This is a genomic window from Stackebrandtia albiflava, from assembly GCF_007994225.1.
Classification (GTDB): Bacteria; Actinomycetota; Actinomycetes; order Mycobacteriales; family Micromonosporaceae; genus Stackebrandtia; species Stackebrandtia albiflava.
Genome location: NZ_VLLL01000012.1, coordinates 39,252 through 53,749, shown reverse-complemented (window position 1 = coordinate 53,749; position 14,498 = coordinate 39,252). Strand labels below are relative to the sequence as shown.

General features: G+C 68.1%; 13 protein-coding genes and 1 CRISPR repeat array. Of the genes, 6 read left to right on the top strand and 7 right to left on the bottom strand.

Annotated elements, in window-relative coordinates:
• The first annotated feature begins 383 nt into the window (after positions 1-383).
• Both LX16_RS25535 and LX16_RS25530 read left to right on the top strand, forming a co-directional pair.
• Complete coding sequence (locus tag LX16_RS25535) at positions 384-1,229, top strand: helix-turn-helix domain-containing protein (RefSeq protein WP_158645745.1); 846 nt, start codon at positions 384-386, stop codon at positions 1,227-1,229.
• The gene (locus LX16_RS25530) at positions 1,226-1,429 is read left to right on the top strand and encodes a DUF397 domain-containing protein (protein ID WP_147144531.1); all 204 of its coding nucleotides are present in this window, start codon (positions 1,226-1,228) and stop codon (positions 1,427-1,429) included. Before LX16_RS25535 ends, LX16_RS25530 begins: the two co-directional genes overlap by 4 nt.
• 144 nt (positions 1,430-1,573) lie before the next feature.
• Here the strand turns inward: LX16_RS25530 and LX16_RS25525 are convergent, their stop codons facing one another.
• Positions 1,574-2,029 carry a hypothetical protein gene (locus LX16_RS25525; protein WP_147144530.1) on the bottom strand — a complete coding sequence of 152 codons (456 nt, stop codon included), beginning with the start codon at positions 2,027-2,029 and terminating at the stop codon, positions 1,574-1,576.
• The gene (locus tag LX16_RS25520) at positions 2,026-2,730 is read right to left on the bottom strand and encodes a hypothetical protein (RefSeq protein ID WP_147144529.1); all 705 of its coding nucleotides are present in this window, start codon (positions 2,728-2,730) and stop codon (positions 2,026-2,028) included. The genes LX16_RS25525 and LX16_RS25520 overlap by 4 nt, the downstream gene beginning before the upstream one ends.
• 120 nt (positions 2,731-2,850) lie before the next feature.
• Between LX16_RS25520 and LX16_RS25515 the strand changes: the two genes are divergently transcribed.
• The gene (locus tag LX16_RS25515) at positions 2,851-3,345 is read left to right on the top strand and encodes a hypothetical protein (RefSeq protein ID WP_147144528.1); all 495 of its coding nucleotides are present in this window, start codon (positions 2,851-2,853) and stop codon (positions 3,343-3,345) included.
• A gap of 339 nt (positions 3,346-3,684) precedes the next feature.
• The gene (locus LX16_RS25510) at positions 3,685-4,563 is read left to right on the top strand and encodes a peptidoglycan-binding domain-containing protein (RefSeq protein WP_147144527.1); all 879 of its coding nucleotides are present in this window, start codon (positions 3,685-3,687) and stop codon (positions 4,561-4,563) included.
• A gap of 151 nt (positions 4,564-4,714) precedes the next feature.
• On the opposite strand, the gene LX16_RS25505 is transcribed toward LX16_RS25510, so the two are convergent.
• A complete protein-coding gene (locus LX16_RS25505; RefSeq protein WP_147144608.1) occupies positions 4,715-5,356 on the bottom strand; it encodes a formylglycine-generating enzyme family protein in 642 nt (213 codons plus the stop codon).
• A gap of 157 nt (positions 5,357-5,513) precedes the next feature.
• On the opposite strand from LX16_RS25505, the gene LX16_RS25500 reads away from it, so the two are divergent.
• The gene (locus tag LX16_RS25500; protein ID WP_158645744.1) at positions 5,514-6,506 is read left to right on the top strand and encodes a TolB family protein; all 993 of its coding nucleotides are present in this window, start codon (positions 5,514-5,516) and stop codon (positions 6,504-6,506) included.
• Positions 6,507-6,723: 217 nt separating this feature from the next.
• On the top strand, positions 6,724-7,278 hold the full coding sequence (locus tag LX16_RS25495) for a hypothetical protein (protein WP_147144525.1): 555 nt from the start codon (positions 6,724-6,726) through the stop codon (positions 7,276-7,278).
• A gap of 1,127 nt (positions 7,279-8,405) precedes the next feature.
• On the opposite strand, the gene LX16_RS25490 is transcribed toward LX16_RS25495, so the two are convergent.
• The 4 genes from LX16_RS25490 to LX16_RS25475 all read right to left on the bottom strand — a co-directional run bounded on the left by LX16_RS25490 (position 8,406) and on the right by LX16_RS25475 (position 14,491).
• Complete coding sequence (locus LX16_RS25490; protein ID WP_147144524.1) at positions 8,406-8,960, bottom strand: GNAT family N-acetyltransferase; 555 nt, start codon at positions 8,958-8,960, stop codon at positions 8,406-8,408.
• A 269-nt stretch (positions 8,961-9,229) separates the two neighbouring features.
• Positions 9,230-9,990: direct repeats of the CRISPR family, unit length 28 nt; unit sequence GTGCTCCCCGCACACGCGGGGATGGTCC.
• An 82-nt stretch (positions 9,991-10,072) separates the two neighbouring features.
• Positions 10,073-11,698 carry an ABC transporter ATP-binding protein gene (locus LX16_RS25485; protein ID WP_147144523.1) on the bottom strand — a complete coding sequence of 542 codons (1,626 nt, stop codon included), beginning with the start codon at positions 11,696-11,698 and terminating at the stop codon, positions 10,073-10,075.
• 2 nt (positions 11,699-11,700) lie between these two features.
• Positions 11,701-13,314, bottom strand: a complete 1,614-nt coding sequence (locus tag LX16_RS25480) for a GNAT family N-acetyltransferase (protein ID WP_147144522.1) — start codon at positions 13,312-13,314, stop codon at positions 11,701-11,703.
• A 4-nt stretch (positions 13,315-13,318) separates the two neighbouring features.
• Positions 13,319-14,491: an anhydro-N-acetylmuramic acid kinase gene (locus tag LX16_RS25475; protein WP_147144521.1), complete on the bottom strand. Its 1,173-nt coding sequence runs from the start codon at positions 14,489-14,491 to the stop codon at positions 13,319-13,321.
• Positions 14,492-14,498 lie beyond the last annotated feature (7 nt).

Sequence of the window (14,498 nt, the reverse complement as noted above, 5' to 3'; positions counted from 1 at the left end):
GAGCAGCAGGGCGCCGGGTGTCGCCCGACTGCGGGAGACCGCCGGTACAACATGGACGGATGTCGTGCACGCCGGCGGGAGAATGAGGACGACGCGGAATCGCGCGTCGTGGAAGGCGAGCGCCCACCGGCCGCCCCCGACCGGGTACGAGCGCCACCGCTGTGCGCGACCGACCGGTCACGCATGGCACACTGAGAGCTGGATCCGGGGCCACACCTCCGATCTGTTCAGGGGGCCGGGGCGGGCTGGTTTGGGGACCTGTGGACCGCCCCGGTCGTCACTCCGATCCTGTCTCAATGGAGCGACTTGTGATTCGATGTTCACACACCGTACCATCACTGATGGTAACTAGCAAGTTGTGATTTATGGCGGAGGGGCGTCGCATGAGCCAGTCACAAGGACCCACCGTTCGACGGCGGATCGTCGCGTCCGAACTGCGGAGGCTTCGCCTGATAGCCGCGATGAAACAGCAGGATGTCGCCGCTGCCGTGGACATCGATCCCAGCGCACTGTCGCGGTACGAACAAGCGAAATCCTCGATGACCGTTCACGTGGCAGCGAGGCTTTTCGATCTCTACGGCGTTGAAGACGCCCAACGTGACGCGCTATTGGACCTGGTGAAAGGTTCTCGTCGGCGAGGATGGTTGAAGGGCTATACGGGTGTAGTCCCGGAGTGGTTCGAGGGGCTGGTGGCATTGGAGCGGGACGCTTCCGCGATCCACGAATTCGCGATACACGTGTTGCCGGGACTCGTGCAGACGGAGGAATACGCCCGAGCAGTGCTACGAGCCGGCGCGAGGGCGGACCGAGTCGAGGAGCATCTAGCGCTTCGGCTCAAGAGAACCGAGTTGTTGAACGACGAAACGGCGCCCGAATACTGGGTCATCATCTGCGAATCGGCGATGAGATGCCTGGTCGGAGGAACCGAGACATTGCGGGGTCAGCTCGAACATCTTCTGGTCTTGTCGCAGCGGCCCAACGTGACGATCCAGGTCCTCCCCAGTTCGTATGGAGCGCATCGTTCCATGACCAACCCGTTCTCGATCTTGAGATTCGCACTCGCGCCGCACTATCGTGTGGCATACCTGGACTATTTGACCGGTTCGCTCTACATGGACGATCCGGGCGAAGTCGAGCAGTATGACGGCGCCTTCAAACACCTCATCAAGGCATCGCTGTCTGAAACGGAGAGCAGAACTCTCATCAAGACGATCGCGAAGGAAGTATGATTCCCGGATTCCCCGCAACGGCGCGCATGACCTGGCGAAAATCCTCCCGATCAGGCGACAACGCTGGAAACTGCGTTGAAGTGAGCGCCCTCAACGACCACATCGCCGTACGTGACTCGAAGAATCCCGCGTTGGGGCTGCTGTATTGCAGTCGGGCCGACTGGCGAGGTCTGACGACCGCCCTACGTGCAGCCTCGTGACCCTGGCCCCCTTGAGGTCCAAGGCTTCAGGGGGCCTCCAACCTCCGCCCCATACTTTGAGCGTAGAACGGATTCGCGCGGGTCGTCCAGCCGGTCGGCCGCTGCTTGTGGATAACTCGCGGTTGTGGAAAACCGCCGGCTGAATCACGCCGATTCCTCGGCTTCGGCACTCCAACTCTGCGCGAGTCGTTCCGCGTCGGCCAGGAAGTCGCCCAGCCGCTCCCTCACCTCCGGAGTCTGGGTACCGACCTTGACGATGACCTGAAACTCCGCGCGGTACACGTCCGTGGCCGACAACTCCTCGAACAGGTGGTCCTCACCGCAATGCGCCCGGATGAGGGCTTCCACCACCAGGGGCTGCATCGGGGGGTTCGCGTTGCGGAAGTCGTGTCGCATCTCGTCGACGAATGTCGAAATCGTCTCGCGGCTTGAGTCGTCCTTGAACCGCTGCTCCAGCATGAGCGCGAAGAACGCCGACACGAATACGTGGAAGTCTCGCCGTTCGGTCTGTGGAATTCGTTCGTTGAGCTCGTCGGCGGTACGTGTGTCACCCGAGACGATCGCCCTGATGAAGTCGTGGTGTGTAGCCGAGATCTTCACTTCTTCTTCCTCCGGAATCTTCTGGCGAATGCCTCGAACGCGAATGCGGTCATGACAGCGGCGTTCCCGACGATATCGGTCGGGTCGATCTTGTCCGCCGTGATGGAGGTCGGCGGGGGTTCCGGGACTCCGACCGTGGTGTACGTACCGGAGGCGGGGGGATCGAAGATCCGTCGGTCGCTGACGACCACCTTCGTCGCCTCCTTGGAGTGCTTCTGCATGGTCTCCGCGTGGCGGATGGCGGCTCGCCCGGCACGACGGAACCTACTCTTCGACTTGTCCTCCTCGTCATGCCCCGCGAGTTCCTGCCGGTGGGGGTCGGGCAGGGCAGCCGGTGGCGCCGTGACCGGGTCACCGACCTTGGCGACCGGTTCACGCACCGCCGCCGGTGCGCGCGTCATCGGGGTCGGTGCCGGCCGGGCCACCGCCCCCGCCGCGTCGTCGAGTAAACCCTTCAACCCCTCCGCCGTCGCGATCGCCTCCTCCAGCTTCGCCACCACCGGACCCAGCAGCTCTTGCGCCTCCTCGACCTGCCGCTTCAACAACAACGACCCGTCCACCAGACCATGCGCCGCCAAGCCCTGAAACGTCGCCACCAACTCGTCCGCGACACTCCCACTCGACGCGAACGCGGCCGTCACCTCGTTCACCGCCGACACGTTCCCCCGCACCGACGAGATGAACTCATCCAACGACGCCATGTAAGCCCCTCCGCGTCTACTCCGTCACCGGCTCATCACGGTATCGGCATGTGGCAATGGCTGAATCGTCGGATGGATGTCACGCCCGAGTCGGGGGTGCGGGACGGATACAGTCACCGCATGGCGGCAGGAGACGACTCCGAGATCACCGAGCTGATCGGCGTCTACCATGCCGACGGCGGACTACTCGGCGAGCTGAGCTACGTGGTGGGGAAGCTGCGTGGCACCGCGCACTGCGGCCTGTGCGACATCACGCACCGCGGCCTCGGCCGCAAACCCGAATGGGACCGGATGGTCCAGGACTCGGGTGTGCCGTTCACCCTGTTGCACCGTAACGAATGTGACGAGCCGATACGCGCCGCCTGTAGTGGACGGACGCCGTGTGTGCTCGCCCGCACCGGCTCCGGTCTCACGCACGTCCTGGGAGCCGCCGAGCTCGACGCCTGCGGGAAGGACGTCACCGCGTTCAAGGTGGCCCTCACGGCGGCGCTGACCGCGCACGGCTTCAGGCTGCCCGACCGGCCGTTACCGGGTCAGGATCCCCCACGCGATCATCCCGCCGACCAGGGCGACACCGCCGATCGTGATGATCCAACCGGTGACCGACATTCGTGACGGTGAATCCTTCGATCGTCGTGACGGGCGGCTCGGTAGTCCCGCGCCGCTCCAGCCGGCACCCGAATCGCCTCCCATGTTGCCGTCCATGCCACTCCTTCCGGACGTCGTGTCCACATCGTACCGACCCGACACACCCCCTACCGATTCACAGCCGTCCACATTGCATCCCCGAGAACAATTCATCCATATATGGACCGGTTGTTGTCGCCGGTCATAGTCTGCCTCCGAGACGGTGAATCCGCCTCACATCCGCAGGTGGCAGCCCCGCGAGCGACCCGCACCCGGCATTTCACGGGCGCCGCGCCGAATGTGGATGACTGTCAGAGAGGAAATGACATGGCAGACGATCCCACCGACATCCGCCGCAGCAGGCGATGGCTGTTGTCCCGGGCGGGTCTGGCCGCCGCCGCGGTCGCCGTCCCCTCGGCCTTCGCGGCGGGCACCGCCGCCGCCGAGGACGTCGGCACCCTGGCGACCGTCGACATGGAGATGGTGCTGCTGGCGGCCCAGGTCGACCCCCGCAAGTCCGGCACCGGCATCACCCCCGGCTGCGGCGACCACGTCCTGCGCGTCGAACAACGCCTCAACGGACGCGGCCACCTCAACTCCGCGCAGGTCGACGGCCACTACGGCACCTCCACCATCTCCGGCTACTCCGCCTACCAGCGGTCGCTCGGATACACCGGACTCGACGCCAACGGCCTCCCCGGCCGGACGTCACTCACCCAGCTCGGCGGCAGCGCGTGGTCCGTGACCCGCCCGGTCAGCCCCGGTTCCCGCACCGACAGCTACGGCGGGAAACGCACCAACACCCGCACCGTCAACATGCTCGCGGCGGCCGACGCGATGCTGTCGTGGCGGATCACCCTCACACAGGGCTCGTACACCTCGTCCAACCCGGGTTCCGCCGGAACCCACGACGGCGGCGGCGTCATCGACATCAGCGTGAGCGGATTGACGTCCACGCAACGGTGGCAGATGGTGAAGGCGCTACGGACCGTCGGTTTCGCGGCCTGGCTGCGCACCCCGGACCAGGGCTTCGCGTACCACATCCACGCCGTCGGCATCTCCGACCCGGACCTGTCCTCGCAGGCACAATCCCAGGTCCACGACTACTACTACGGCAAGAACGGCCTCGCGAACCACGCCGCGGACAACACGCCCAGCGCGTACCGGGTCCCGTTGACGTGGTGGGAGAAGTACAAGCGGAGCTGACCAGAACGTCGGGTCCGTCGCGCCCGGTATCCCGCGCGGCCGGCGGACCCGCGACCCCCGGAGTCGAGGTGGGGCGGTGACCACCGTCCCACCTCCCGCCGATCGCAGGACATTGTGGATGGACGGTGTGGACACCGCCGACGCCCACCCTTCAGCCCGCGTTGCGCGCGACCCGGAAACCGACGTCGTCGATACGGAACGTCGGCATGCTGCGCCGCCTCACCCCGGCGCGGCAACTCCACTGCTCGTCACACCATCCGCCGCCGCGCAACACCCGGTAGTCGCCGTACACGGCGGTGTCGTAGAGGTCCCAGCACCACTCCCACACGTTGCCGAGCATGTCGTGGAAGCCCCACGGATTCGGCGCCAACTCACCCGCCCGATGCGGCCGTTCCCCGGAGTTGCCGCGATACCAGGCGATCTCATCCAGCGCGCCGTAGCGTGGACCCGTCGTGCCGGCCCGGCACGCGTACTCCCACTCGGCTTCGGTCGGCAGCCGGTAACCGGTGGCCGACTCGTCCCACACCACGTCGTCGTCCGTGAACCGGTACGCGACGGACAGCCCCTCCCGCTCCGACAGGGCATTGCAGAACCGGACCGCGTCGTTCCACGACACCGATTCCACCGGCATTCCGTCGCCCTCGGCGGCGCTCGGACGCTCACCGGTGACGTCCGCGTACACGCGTTGCGTCACCTGGAACCGGGACAGCAGGTAGGGCGCCAACTCCACCTCCCAGCGTGTCTCGGTACGCCGATCCGCCAGCGTCACCCGCCCGGCCGCCACGGTGATCATCTCCAACCCCACCGCCGCGATGCTACGCGACCACGCGGACGGCGCCGACCTGGGCGAACCGTTCCGTCACCACGGGCGGAAGGGGGCACCGGATCCGTTGTGTGGCAGGCTCATCAGCCCGCAGGGATACGTTCAGTCGTCACCGGGAGTGCATGCGATGAGGCGTTACGTGAAGACCATGGCGGTCGTCATGGGGGCCGTCGCCGTGACCGGCTGTCAAGGCCAGCCGGAGGGCGACTGCGGTCCGCTCGGTCTCCAGTGGATCTTCACAAGGGAGACGGACATGGACCAACCCGACCTCCATCGGCTCGTGGGCGACGAGATCGAACTCCTCACCCACGACCAGGCGTCGGGGATGCCGAGCCTGTCACCCGACGGTTCGCGTATCGCGTACACCCAGTACAGCGGTGACCTGTCGTCGTTCGGATACGGCGACTACCAGGTGTATGTCATGGACGTCGACGGGAGCGACCGTCGCCCGTTGGCGGACGAGTCCACATACGACCCGGTGTGGTCACCGGACGGAAGGTGGATCGCATATCAGGCGGACCTGCCCCCGGGCGACGAGGGCGACGGAAGGAACGAGACTCGTCTCGTCACGCCGGGCGGTGAAACAGATGTATTGCTGGTCGACGAGACGGCGACCAACCTGACGTGGTCGTACGACTCCACTCGACTCGCATCGGCGAGCGAGAACCGGATTCTCACGATCTCCGTTCCCGACGGACAGGTCGAGGAGATCGTGATCGACTCGGCGGTCTGGACCGACCCGGAATCCGGCGAACGGATCGACCACGTGGTCACCAGCGAGGGAGAGGTGCAGTTGAGGCAGCCGGTGTGGACGGCGTACGACACGGCATTCCTCACCACCGTCCACTGGGAATCCGACATGAAGAGCGGCATCTATCGGATCGATCCGGCGGATGCCACGATGTATCACCTCCCGAGTCCCTCCCACGGCGAGTTCCCGATGTTCCCACTGCCGGACGGTCGGTCCGCCACCCTGCACGAGGTGGACGAGGACCGGTTCAATCTCCTGGTCGTCGACGCGGACGGCCGCAGCGTCGCGGATCACGGCCCGGTGACCCCCTTGGTTCTCCAATACGTATACGGGCTGACCGTCGGGCCGTGCCATGCCTTACAGCCCTGATCGGGGCCGAGTGGCCGGTACGGACCCGGGTCGCCTACTACCCGACGGCACTTCGCCGCTGCGACAACGGCTCGCGGAGGGCCTTCGACGGAGCCGTACTCCGTGACATACCGAGACGAGGGATGAGGCGTCGACGGGACGGCCGAGAGTTGCGAGCCCTGGGCACTGTGAACGGGCACCGCTTCGGTGCGTCCGGTGACGATCGAACGGAGACCCGATGGAGTTCGTGTGGTGGTACCGGGTGTTCTCGTGGGCCGGCTGGGGACTCCTCGCCACCTGGGTGGTGTGGGGCGTACTGCGATTGGGCGTCGTGGCGGTGGTGCTCCCGTATGTGCCGCGGCAGTACTTCTGGGGCATGCTCGGTGTGGCGGTGTTCTGCCTGTTGGCGAAGGGCCGGGTACGTGCCCGACTGTTCGTGCGGCTGTTCGCCGAAGGCCGGCCCGGCAGCGGCACCATCACCCGCCTGAAATACCGAGGCCGGTGGGGAAGCGGTGAAGGCGAGCCGGAATACCACTGGTTCGACCTGTGGCTACGAGTCGTGCCCGCCGCCGACTCCGGCCGCGACTCGTTCGACGCCTTCACCACTCAGCGGGTGAAACTGCAACACCGCGACCTGCTGGCGGAAGGGGTGACCCTGCCCGTCGCCTACGACCCGCCGACCGGAATCACCGTGCTCGTGATCGGCGAGAGTATCGAGGACTTCGGCACCCGCACCCTCCGAAGAATCGGCCGCATCCGCCGGAACAACCGCCGCGCCGCCGCGCACCGGTGAGACGACGAAGCCGGACCATCCCCGCAGGGGGCGGGGAGCACGTGGGGGTGACCGCGAACAACTCGCCAACAAAAGGACCATCCCCGCGTGCGCGGGGAGCACGACCCACCCGGACCCCGGACACGACGGGTCCGGGACCATCCCCGCGTGTGCGGGGAGCACATTCCGTCCCTTCTGGATACTCTGGTGTCGCAGGGGCCATCCCCGCGTGCGTGGGGAGCACAGCGACGGGGCAGGGAACGCGGTCATCGACGCAGGACCATCCCCGCGTGCGCGGGGAGCACATCGCGAAGTACCCGACCATGACGAGAGAGCAGGGACCATCCCCGCGTGCGCGGGGAGCACGGGCCGTGACCAGGCGGTATGTGGCGGCATGCAGGGACCATCCCCGCGTGCGCGGGGAGCACTGGTAGACAGCCACGAGCGTGGCGGTCGGCACGGGACCATCCCCGCGTGCGCGGGGAGCACGCACCGACACCGAATTGAGCGATTCGCACCCAAGGACCATCCCCGCGTGCGCGGGGAGCACGCCTGGTGGCGCGGGGTGAGCCCTCAGACCGAGGGACCATCCCCGCGTGCGCGGGGAGCACCGATGTCGACCAGCGGCTCCCACTGCGCCGGCCGGACCATCCCCGCGTGCGCGGGGAGCACCGCGTTGCCGAAGGGCCGCATCGAGGCTGTCACGGACCATCCCCGCGTGCGCGGGGAGCACGGTTCCCGATGGTTCCGGGCGATGTACAGCGCCGGACCATCCCCGCGTGCGCGGGGAGCACGAGGTGAAGAAGTCCACGGGCATCGACAGCCACGGACCATCCCCGCGTGCGCGGGGAGCACCGGACTATCCCCGCCGCGGCGAGGTAGTCGAGAGGACCATCCCCGCGTGCGCGGGGAGCACACTTGGTGACCTGCGGGTCTACCCGCCGGTAACCGAGTTTCTTACCAAGATCATTTGTCGGCTCACCTGATCACCTTGAGAATACGGTGTTCTGTGATTCGGTGCCCCTCCACAGCAATGGTGTCGGGGGCCGCCACTCCTCCACCCCATGGCTTCAGCCTAGGGCTTGGAGAGTGGCGGCGTCCAGCGTGAGACTGTGCCGGTGTGGACGATCAACGGGTTGTGGAAAAGCTCATGTGGACGACTGGGCCTTCCACTCCGGGGCCAGGATCGCCCAGATCTGCTTGTCGTAACGCTTCCCCTGGTACGGCCAGGCTTCGCGTCGTTGCCCCTCCATCGTCATGCCGAGCCGCTTCGCCACCGCCGCACTGCGTTCGTTGTCGGCCCGGCACACCCACTCCACCCGGTGTAGACCGCGCGTGTGGAAGACCCAGTCGAGCAGCGTCCGGCTGGCGGCCGTGATGAGTCCGTTCCCCTCTGCGCCCGGCTCCAGCCAGCAACCCACCTCGCAGTTCCCCCAGTCGGCATCGAAGCCGACCAGGAGGACACCGCCGACGAGTTCCCCTCGCCACCAGATACCGAACAGGCCACCGGAGTCGGCGGCGCGGCGTTCCGCATATCGACGCAACAGGTCACGCGCCTTGTCGACGTCCTCGGTGACGAAGGTCGGACCGACCCACGGCCGGATGTGCTCCCGCGCCTTGTCCATGTGCGCCGCGAACTCCTCGGCATGCCACACCTCAAGGGGACGAAGTTCTGCGTCTTCACGCAACGCGACCGAGAACACGGGCGACCTCTTTTCACGGGGACACCGGTTCACGCGGAACCGGGACGTCCGGGGTTGACGGAGGCCAAGACTAGTCCTCCGAACCGTTGCGTCGGTGGTGTCGGTCATCACCGATCGCGGGTTCGCCGGTGCGGTGGTCGAGCGCACGGCCACCGGCGCTGGGGAACCGTCACGGGTAACCTTGACGGCAACGCGTCACGAAAGGCGGAGCGTAAATGATCTTGGTGAGAAATGCGGTTACCCACCGGTAGACCCGCAGGTCACCAAGTGTGCTCCCCGCACACGCGGGGATGGTCCGCGCACCCGCGCCTACCCGGGGGACCCTCGGCCGTGCTCCCCGCACACGCGGGGATGGTCCTCGTCCCAGTGTGGCGGCGCCGCGACGTGAAGGGTGCTCCCCGCACACGCGGGGATGGTCCCTGGGGTTGACCGTCACCCAGGATCGCCGTATCGTGCTCCCCGCACACGCGGGGATGGTCCTTCGTGACCGACACGATTGATCAGCTCTCGGCCGTGCTCCCCGCACACGCGGGGATGGTCCGCGCGCCAGCTTCGGGTGGAACTCGGTCATGTCGTGCTCCCCGCACACGCGGGGATGGTCCCACGGAGGCGGGACGCAAAAACAAGGGCGCGATGGTGCTCCCCGCACACGCGGGGATGGTCCCTGATGGCGCGGCGGAAGTTCGGGAAGATTCGCGTGCTCCCCGCACACGCGGGGATGGTCCTACCATGAGCCGCTAGGTGAGAATGACGAATGGGTGCTCCCCGCACACGCGGGGATGGTCCTCGGTCGGTGTCACGTGGGACGCCCGCACATCTGTGCTCCCCGCACACGCGGGGATGGTCCTTCCCGAAACGCGCCAATCAGGACAAAGTCATGGTGCTCCCCGCACACGCGGGGATGGTCCTGCGATGCACGCCAAGGCATTGACACCACATGAGTGCTCCCCGCACACGCGGGGATGGTCCGTGATTTCAGACAGGTTGGACGACATGTGTCCAGTGCTCCCCGCACACGCGGGGATGGTCCCCGACACTTGCGGGCGAACTGGGATTGAGAGACGTGCTCCCCGCGCACGCGGCGCCGACACCTCAACCCGGCGCCCGCAGACTCACGCCTGTAGGGCGGCGCCGGGGATGGCGGCGAGGAGTTCTCGGGTGTAGTCGTCCTGCGGGGCCGCGAACAGCTCGTCCGGTGTTCCACTCTCGACGATCTGTCCGGCCCGCATGACGTGCACCTGGTGCGAGATCATCCGCACCACCGCGAGGTCGTGGCTGATGAACAGGTAGCTCAAGCCGAGTTCGCGTTGCAGTTCGCCGAGCAGTTCGAGGATCTGCGCCTGTACCAGCACGTCGAGTGCCGACACCGCCTCGTCGAGGACGACGAGTTCCGGGTTCAGCGCCAGCGCACGCGCGATGGCGACGCGTTGCCGTTGCCCGCCGGACAGTTCGTGTGGCAGTCGTTCGGCCATGGCGGCGGGCAGCGCCACCTGGTCGAGCAGTTTCCGCACCGACTCCCGCCGGGACCGCTTGTCGCCGATCTTGTGGACCTTCAACGGTTCCGCGATCGACTCCTCCACCGTGTACCGGGGATCGAGTGAGGCGTACGGGTTCTGGAACACCGGTTGTACCCGCCGCCGCAGCGCGAACATCTCCTTACGGCGGAGTCCGGCGACGTCGACGCCGTCGAACTCGATGGTCCCGGCGGTCGGCGTCTCCAGGCCCAGTACGAGGTTGGCGGTGGTGGACTTCCCGGACCCCGATTCGCCCACGATGGACACGGTGAGTCCACGAGGGATGCTGAACGACACGTCGTCGACGGCGGTGAACTCGGTGGGTTCGCCGCCGCGCGCGGATCGGATCGAGAACCGTTTGGTGAGCCCGGATACCCGTACCAGGTCGTCGCCAGCGGGAGTGGCGGGTTCGGCGACCATGCTGACGGAGGTGAGGCTGGGCGCGGCGCGCAGCAGTCGTTTCGTGTACTCGTGTTGCGGGTCGCCGAGGATCTGCCGGGCGCCACCGGATTCGACGATCTCGCCGCGGTACATGACGGCGACGGTGTCGGCGCGTTCGGCGGCGAGCCCGAGGTCGTGGGTGATGAGGAAGACCGCGGTGCCCATCTCGTCGGTGAGCGCGTCGAGTTGGTCGAGGATGCGGCGTTGCAGGGTGACGTCGAGCGCGGAGGTGGGTTCGTCCGCGATGAGCAGGGTCGGTTTGCAGGCCAGGCCCATGGCGATGAGGGCGCGTTGCCGCATGCCGCCGGAGAACTCGTGCGGGTACTGGTCGGCGCGGCGCGCGGGGTCGGGGATGCCGACCATGTCGAGGAGTTCGACGGCGCGATCCCTGGCGGCCTTTCCGCGGGCGCGGCCGTGGACTTCGAGGGCTTCGGCGACCTGGTCGCCGATCCGCATGAGCGGGTTGAGGTTGGACATGGGGTCCTGTGGGACGAGTCCGATTCCGGCGCCCCGGATGGCGCCCATCTCGCGTTCGGTGAGGGTGGCGAGGTCACGGCCGTCGAAGAGGACCTGTCCGGACGTGATGCGGCCGTTCTCGGGCAGCAGCCGGTTGACGGCGGTGGCCGTGGTGGACTTGCCGGAGCCGGATTCGCCGACGACGGCGACGGTCTGGCCGGGCTGCACGGTGATGGACACGTCGCGGACGGCTTCGACCTCGGTCTTGCCGGTCCGGAACGACACCGACAGGTTGCGGATGTCCAGTACCGGTTTCGTGGTTTCCATGGTCACCTCTGCGATCTCGTTGTGAGCTCGGCGCTCGCGGCCTCGTGGGCCTGCGTCCAGAGTTCGTCGGTGGGGACGGGGGGCCGTCCGGTGGTGAGCCGGTTGCCGCACATCGCGAGCGCGGTCCCGGTTTCGGGCGCGAATCCGACGACGCAGCCGACGAATCCGGGGTGGCCGTACATGGTGACGGTGCGGCCGTCGACGGAGAAGGGGTGGCGGCGGAACCCGAGGGCCTGTTCGGGGTCGGGTCCGGGGGCCAGGAACTCGTCGACGACCTCGGGCCGCCACAGCCGGGTGTGGTCGCGGTAGTGGGCGAGGGTATCCGCGAACGTCAGCAGGTCGTCCAGTGTGGAGAACAGGCCGGCGTGTCCGGCGACTTCGCCGAACGCGTGGAAGGCGTTGCCGTCGTTGACCTCTCCGATCAGTGGCCGGGTCCGCCACCGCGTGAACTCCGGTGCCGGTGGCAGCACGGGGTGGGGTTCGCCGGTGGCGACCATGTCGTGTTCGACGTCGTCACCGGGGGCGCTCGCGGCGATGTCGGTACCGAGCGGTGTCGCGTACCGGGTGTGGTCGAGGCGGAGGGGTGCGGTGACGAGTGTGGTGACGGCGTCGGCGAGTCCGAGTCCGGTGACGGTCTCGACGATGCCGCCCAGCAGCATGAATCCGAGGTCGGAGTAGTGCCTGCCGGTGTCGGGCCGGTACCGCAGCGGGAGTCGCTGCACGTACGCGAGGGCGGCGTCGGGGTTGTCGGCGTGCAGGTAGACGGGTTGCCATTCGCGGAGTCCGCCGCGGTGCCGCAGGAGTTGCCGGACGGTGACGGATTCCCTGCCGTCGCCGGTGAAGCCGGGCAGGTGGTGGCTCACCGGGTCGTCGAGCCGGAGGTGCCGGTCGGACACCAGTCGGATGAGCGCGGTCGTGGTGGCGACGATCTTGGTGACGGACGCGAGGTCGTGCGCGGTGTCGCGGGTCATGGGCCGGGGGTCGTCGCCGAGGGTGCGGAATCCGGCGACGCCGTGTCGGCTGACCCCGGGGGCGCGTAGTCCCACGGAGGCGCCGGCGGGTCGTCCGGGTGCGCCGGAGGCGATGCGGGCCGCGAGCCGCCCGAACGCGTCGGCGGGTTCGGGGTCGAGGCGGCGGACGAGGCGGATCTCGGGTGCCCCGAAGGCGTCCTGGGTGCGGCCGGTGCCGTCGGGTATCCAGCCCTGGGCGCGGTAGAAGCCGATGGCGGGGGTGTTGGCCGCGAACACCCACAGTGCCGCCGTGTCGGCGCCGTGGTCGCGGAGCCGGCCGGTGGCCTCGGCCAGCAGGGCGCGGCCGGTGCCGTGTCCCTGGTGGCGTGGCGACACGTACAGGGATTCGACGACGCCGCGCCGATCGGTGACGGGGCCGTGGCGGGTGACGCCCACGATGCCGTCGTCGGTCTCGGCGACCACGACCCCGGCGGCCGCCGGTGACTCCAGTATGTCCGTCCACAGTGTCATGGCGCGGTCGGTGGTCATGGCGGCGGTGACGGGCTCCGGCAGCACGCCGGCGTAGCCGACCCGCCAGCAGTCGAGGAAGACCTCGACGATGCCGGGCAGGTCGGCGGTGACGGCGGTACGGAGCCGGGGGGTCATGGGGTCAGTTCCTCCGGTGCAGTCGCAGCGAGTGCGGTGCCTCGGTGGCCGGTTCGGGCAGCCGCAGCGGTCCGTCGCCGGGGGTGAGGGTGCCGAGGATGCGGCCGCCGCGTGCCCCGGTGCCGCCGGGGTTGTTGCCGGGGAGGCCGTGGAGGGTGCACCAGCCGATGAGGGCGAAGGCGATGGCCTCCTTGTCGTCGGCGGGGACGCCGTACTCGTCGGTGAGGACGACGTCGGTGCCGGGGAGGGCGGCGCGCAGGCCCGCGAGGATGACGGGGTTGCGGGAGCCTCCGCCGGAGACGGCGAGGGTGGTGATCCCGGCGGCGCGGACGTCGGCGGCGACGGTGCGGACGGTGAGTTCGGTGAGGGTGGCGATGAGGTCGGCGGGTGAGGGTTCACCGCCGGACGCCGCGACGGCCTGCCGCACGTAGTCGGCGTGGAAGAGTTCCTTGCCGGTGCTCTTGGGCGCGGGGAGCCGGTAGTAGGGTTCGGCGAGCAGGACCGCGAGGAGTCGTTCGTCCACTGTGCCGGACGCGGCGATGCGGCCGTCCTCGTCGTAGCCCTGCGGGTGGGCTCCGGTGGCGATGACGGCGGCGTCGATGAGCGCGTTGGCGGGGCCGATGTCGTAGGCGGTGACGTCGTCGGGTCCCCGGACGACGGTCATGTTGGAGATGCCGCCGAGGTTGAGGGCGGCGGGGGTGCCGCCGGCCGCGCCGAGCACCAGTCCGTCCAGGTAGGACACGAGCGGGGCGCCGTGCCCGCCGGCGGTGATGTCGCGGATCCGTACGTCGGAAAGAACGGGGGTGCCGGTGCGTTCGGCGATCCAGGCCGGCTGTCCGATCTGGAGGGTGCCCAGGGCGGTCTCCGCGCCGACCCAGTGGTACACGGTCTGGCCGTGCGACACGATCAGGTCGACCGGTCCGGCCGCGGCGATGGCGGTCTCGGCGGCGGCGGCGAAGGTCTGCCCGATGAGGGTGTCGAGTTCGCAGACCTCGGCGAAGCTGGTGTCGGCGGGCGGCAGCGCGGCGATCAGCCGGTTCCGCAGCGCCTTGTCGTAGGGGGTGCTGTCGGTGTGCAGGATCTCCCCGGTCAGGGCGGTCCCGTCGGCCTGGAAGTCGACCACGGCGACGTCGATGCCGTCGTGCGATGTGCCGGAGATCATGCCGAGGATCTTCATGCGGTGC

What these genes read in the sequence shown, in the direction of transcription:
- LX16_RS25480 (WP_147144522.1), bottom strand. Translation starts at nt 13,314, where the DNA reads ATGACCCCCCGGCTCCGTACCGCCGTCACCGCCGACCTGCCCGGCATC.
- LX16_RS25500 (WP_158645744.1), top strand. Translation starts at nt 5,514, where the DNA reads ATGAGGCGTTACGTGAAGACCATGGCGGTCGTCATGGGGGCCGTCGCC.
- LX16_RS25485 (WP_147144523.1), bottom strand. Translation starts at nt 11,698, where the DNA reads ATGGAAACCACGAAACCGGTACTGGACATCCGCAACCTGTCGGTGTCG.
- LX16_RS25510 (WP_147144527.1), top strand. Translation starts at nt 3,685, where the DNA reads ATGGCAGACGATCCCACCGACATCCGCCGCAGCAGGCGATGGCTGTTG.
- LX16_RS25535 (WP_158645745.1), top strand. Translation starts at nt 384, where the DNA reads ATGAGCCAGTCACAAGGACCCACCGTTCGACGGCGGATCGTCGCGTCC.
- LX16_RS25520 (WP_147144529.1), bottom strand. Translation starts at nt 2,730, where the DNA reads ATGGCGTCGTTGGATGAGTTCATCTCGTCGGTGCGGGGGAACGTGTCG.
- LX16_RS25495 (WP_147144525.1), top strand. Translation starts at nt 6,724, where the DNA reads ATGGAGTTCGTGTGGTGGTACCGGGTGTTCTCGTGGGCCGGCTGGGGA.
- LX16_RS25505 (WP_147144608.1), bottom strand. Translation starts at nt 5,356, where the DNA reads ATGATCACCGTGGCGGCCGGGCGGGTGACGCTGGCGGATCGGCGTACC.
- LX16_RS25530 (WP_147144531.1), top strand. Translation starts at nt 1,226, where the DNA reads ATGATTCCCGGATTCCCCGCAACGGCGCGCATGACCTGGCGAAAATCC.
- LX16_RS25515 (WP_147144528.1), top strand. Translation starts at nt 2,851, where the DNA reads ATGGCGGCAGGAGACGACTCCGAGATCACCGAGCTGATCGGCGTCTAC.
- LX16_RS25475 (WP_147144521.1), bottom strand. Translation starts at nt 14,491, where the DNA reads ATGAAGATCCTCGGCATGATCTCCGGCACATCGCACGACGGCATCGAC.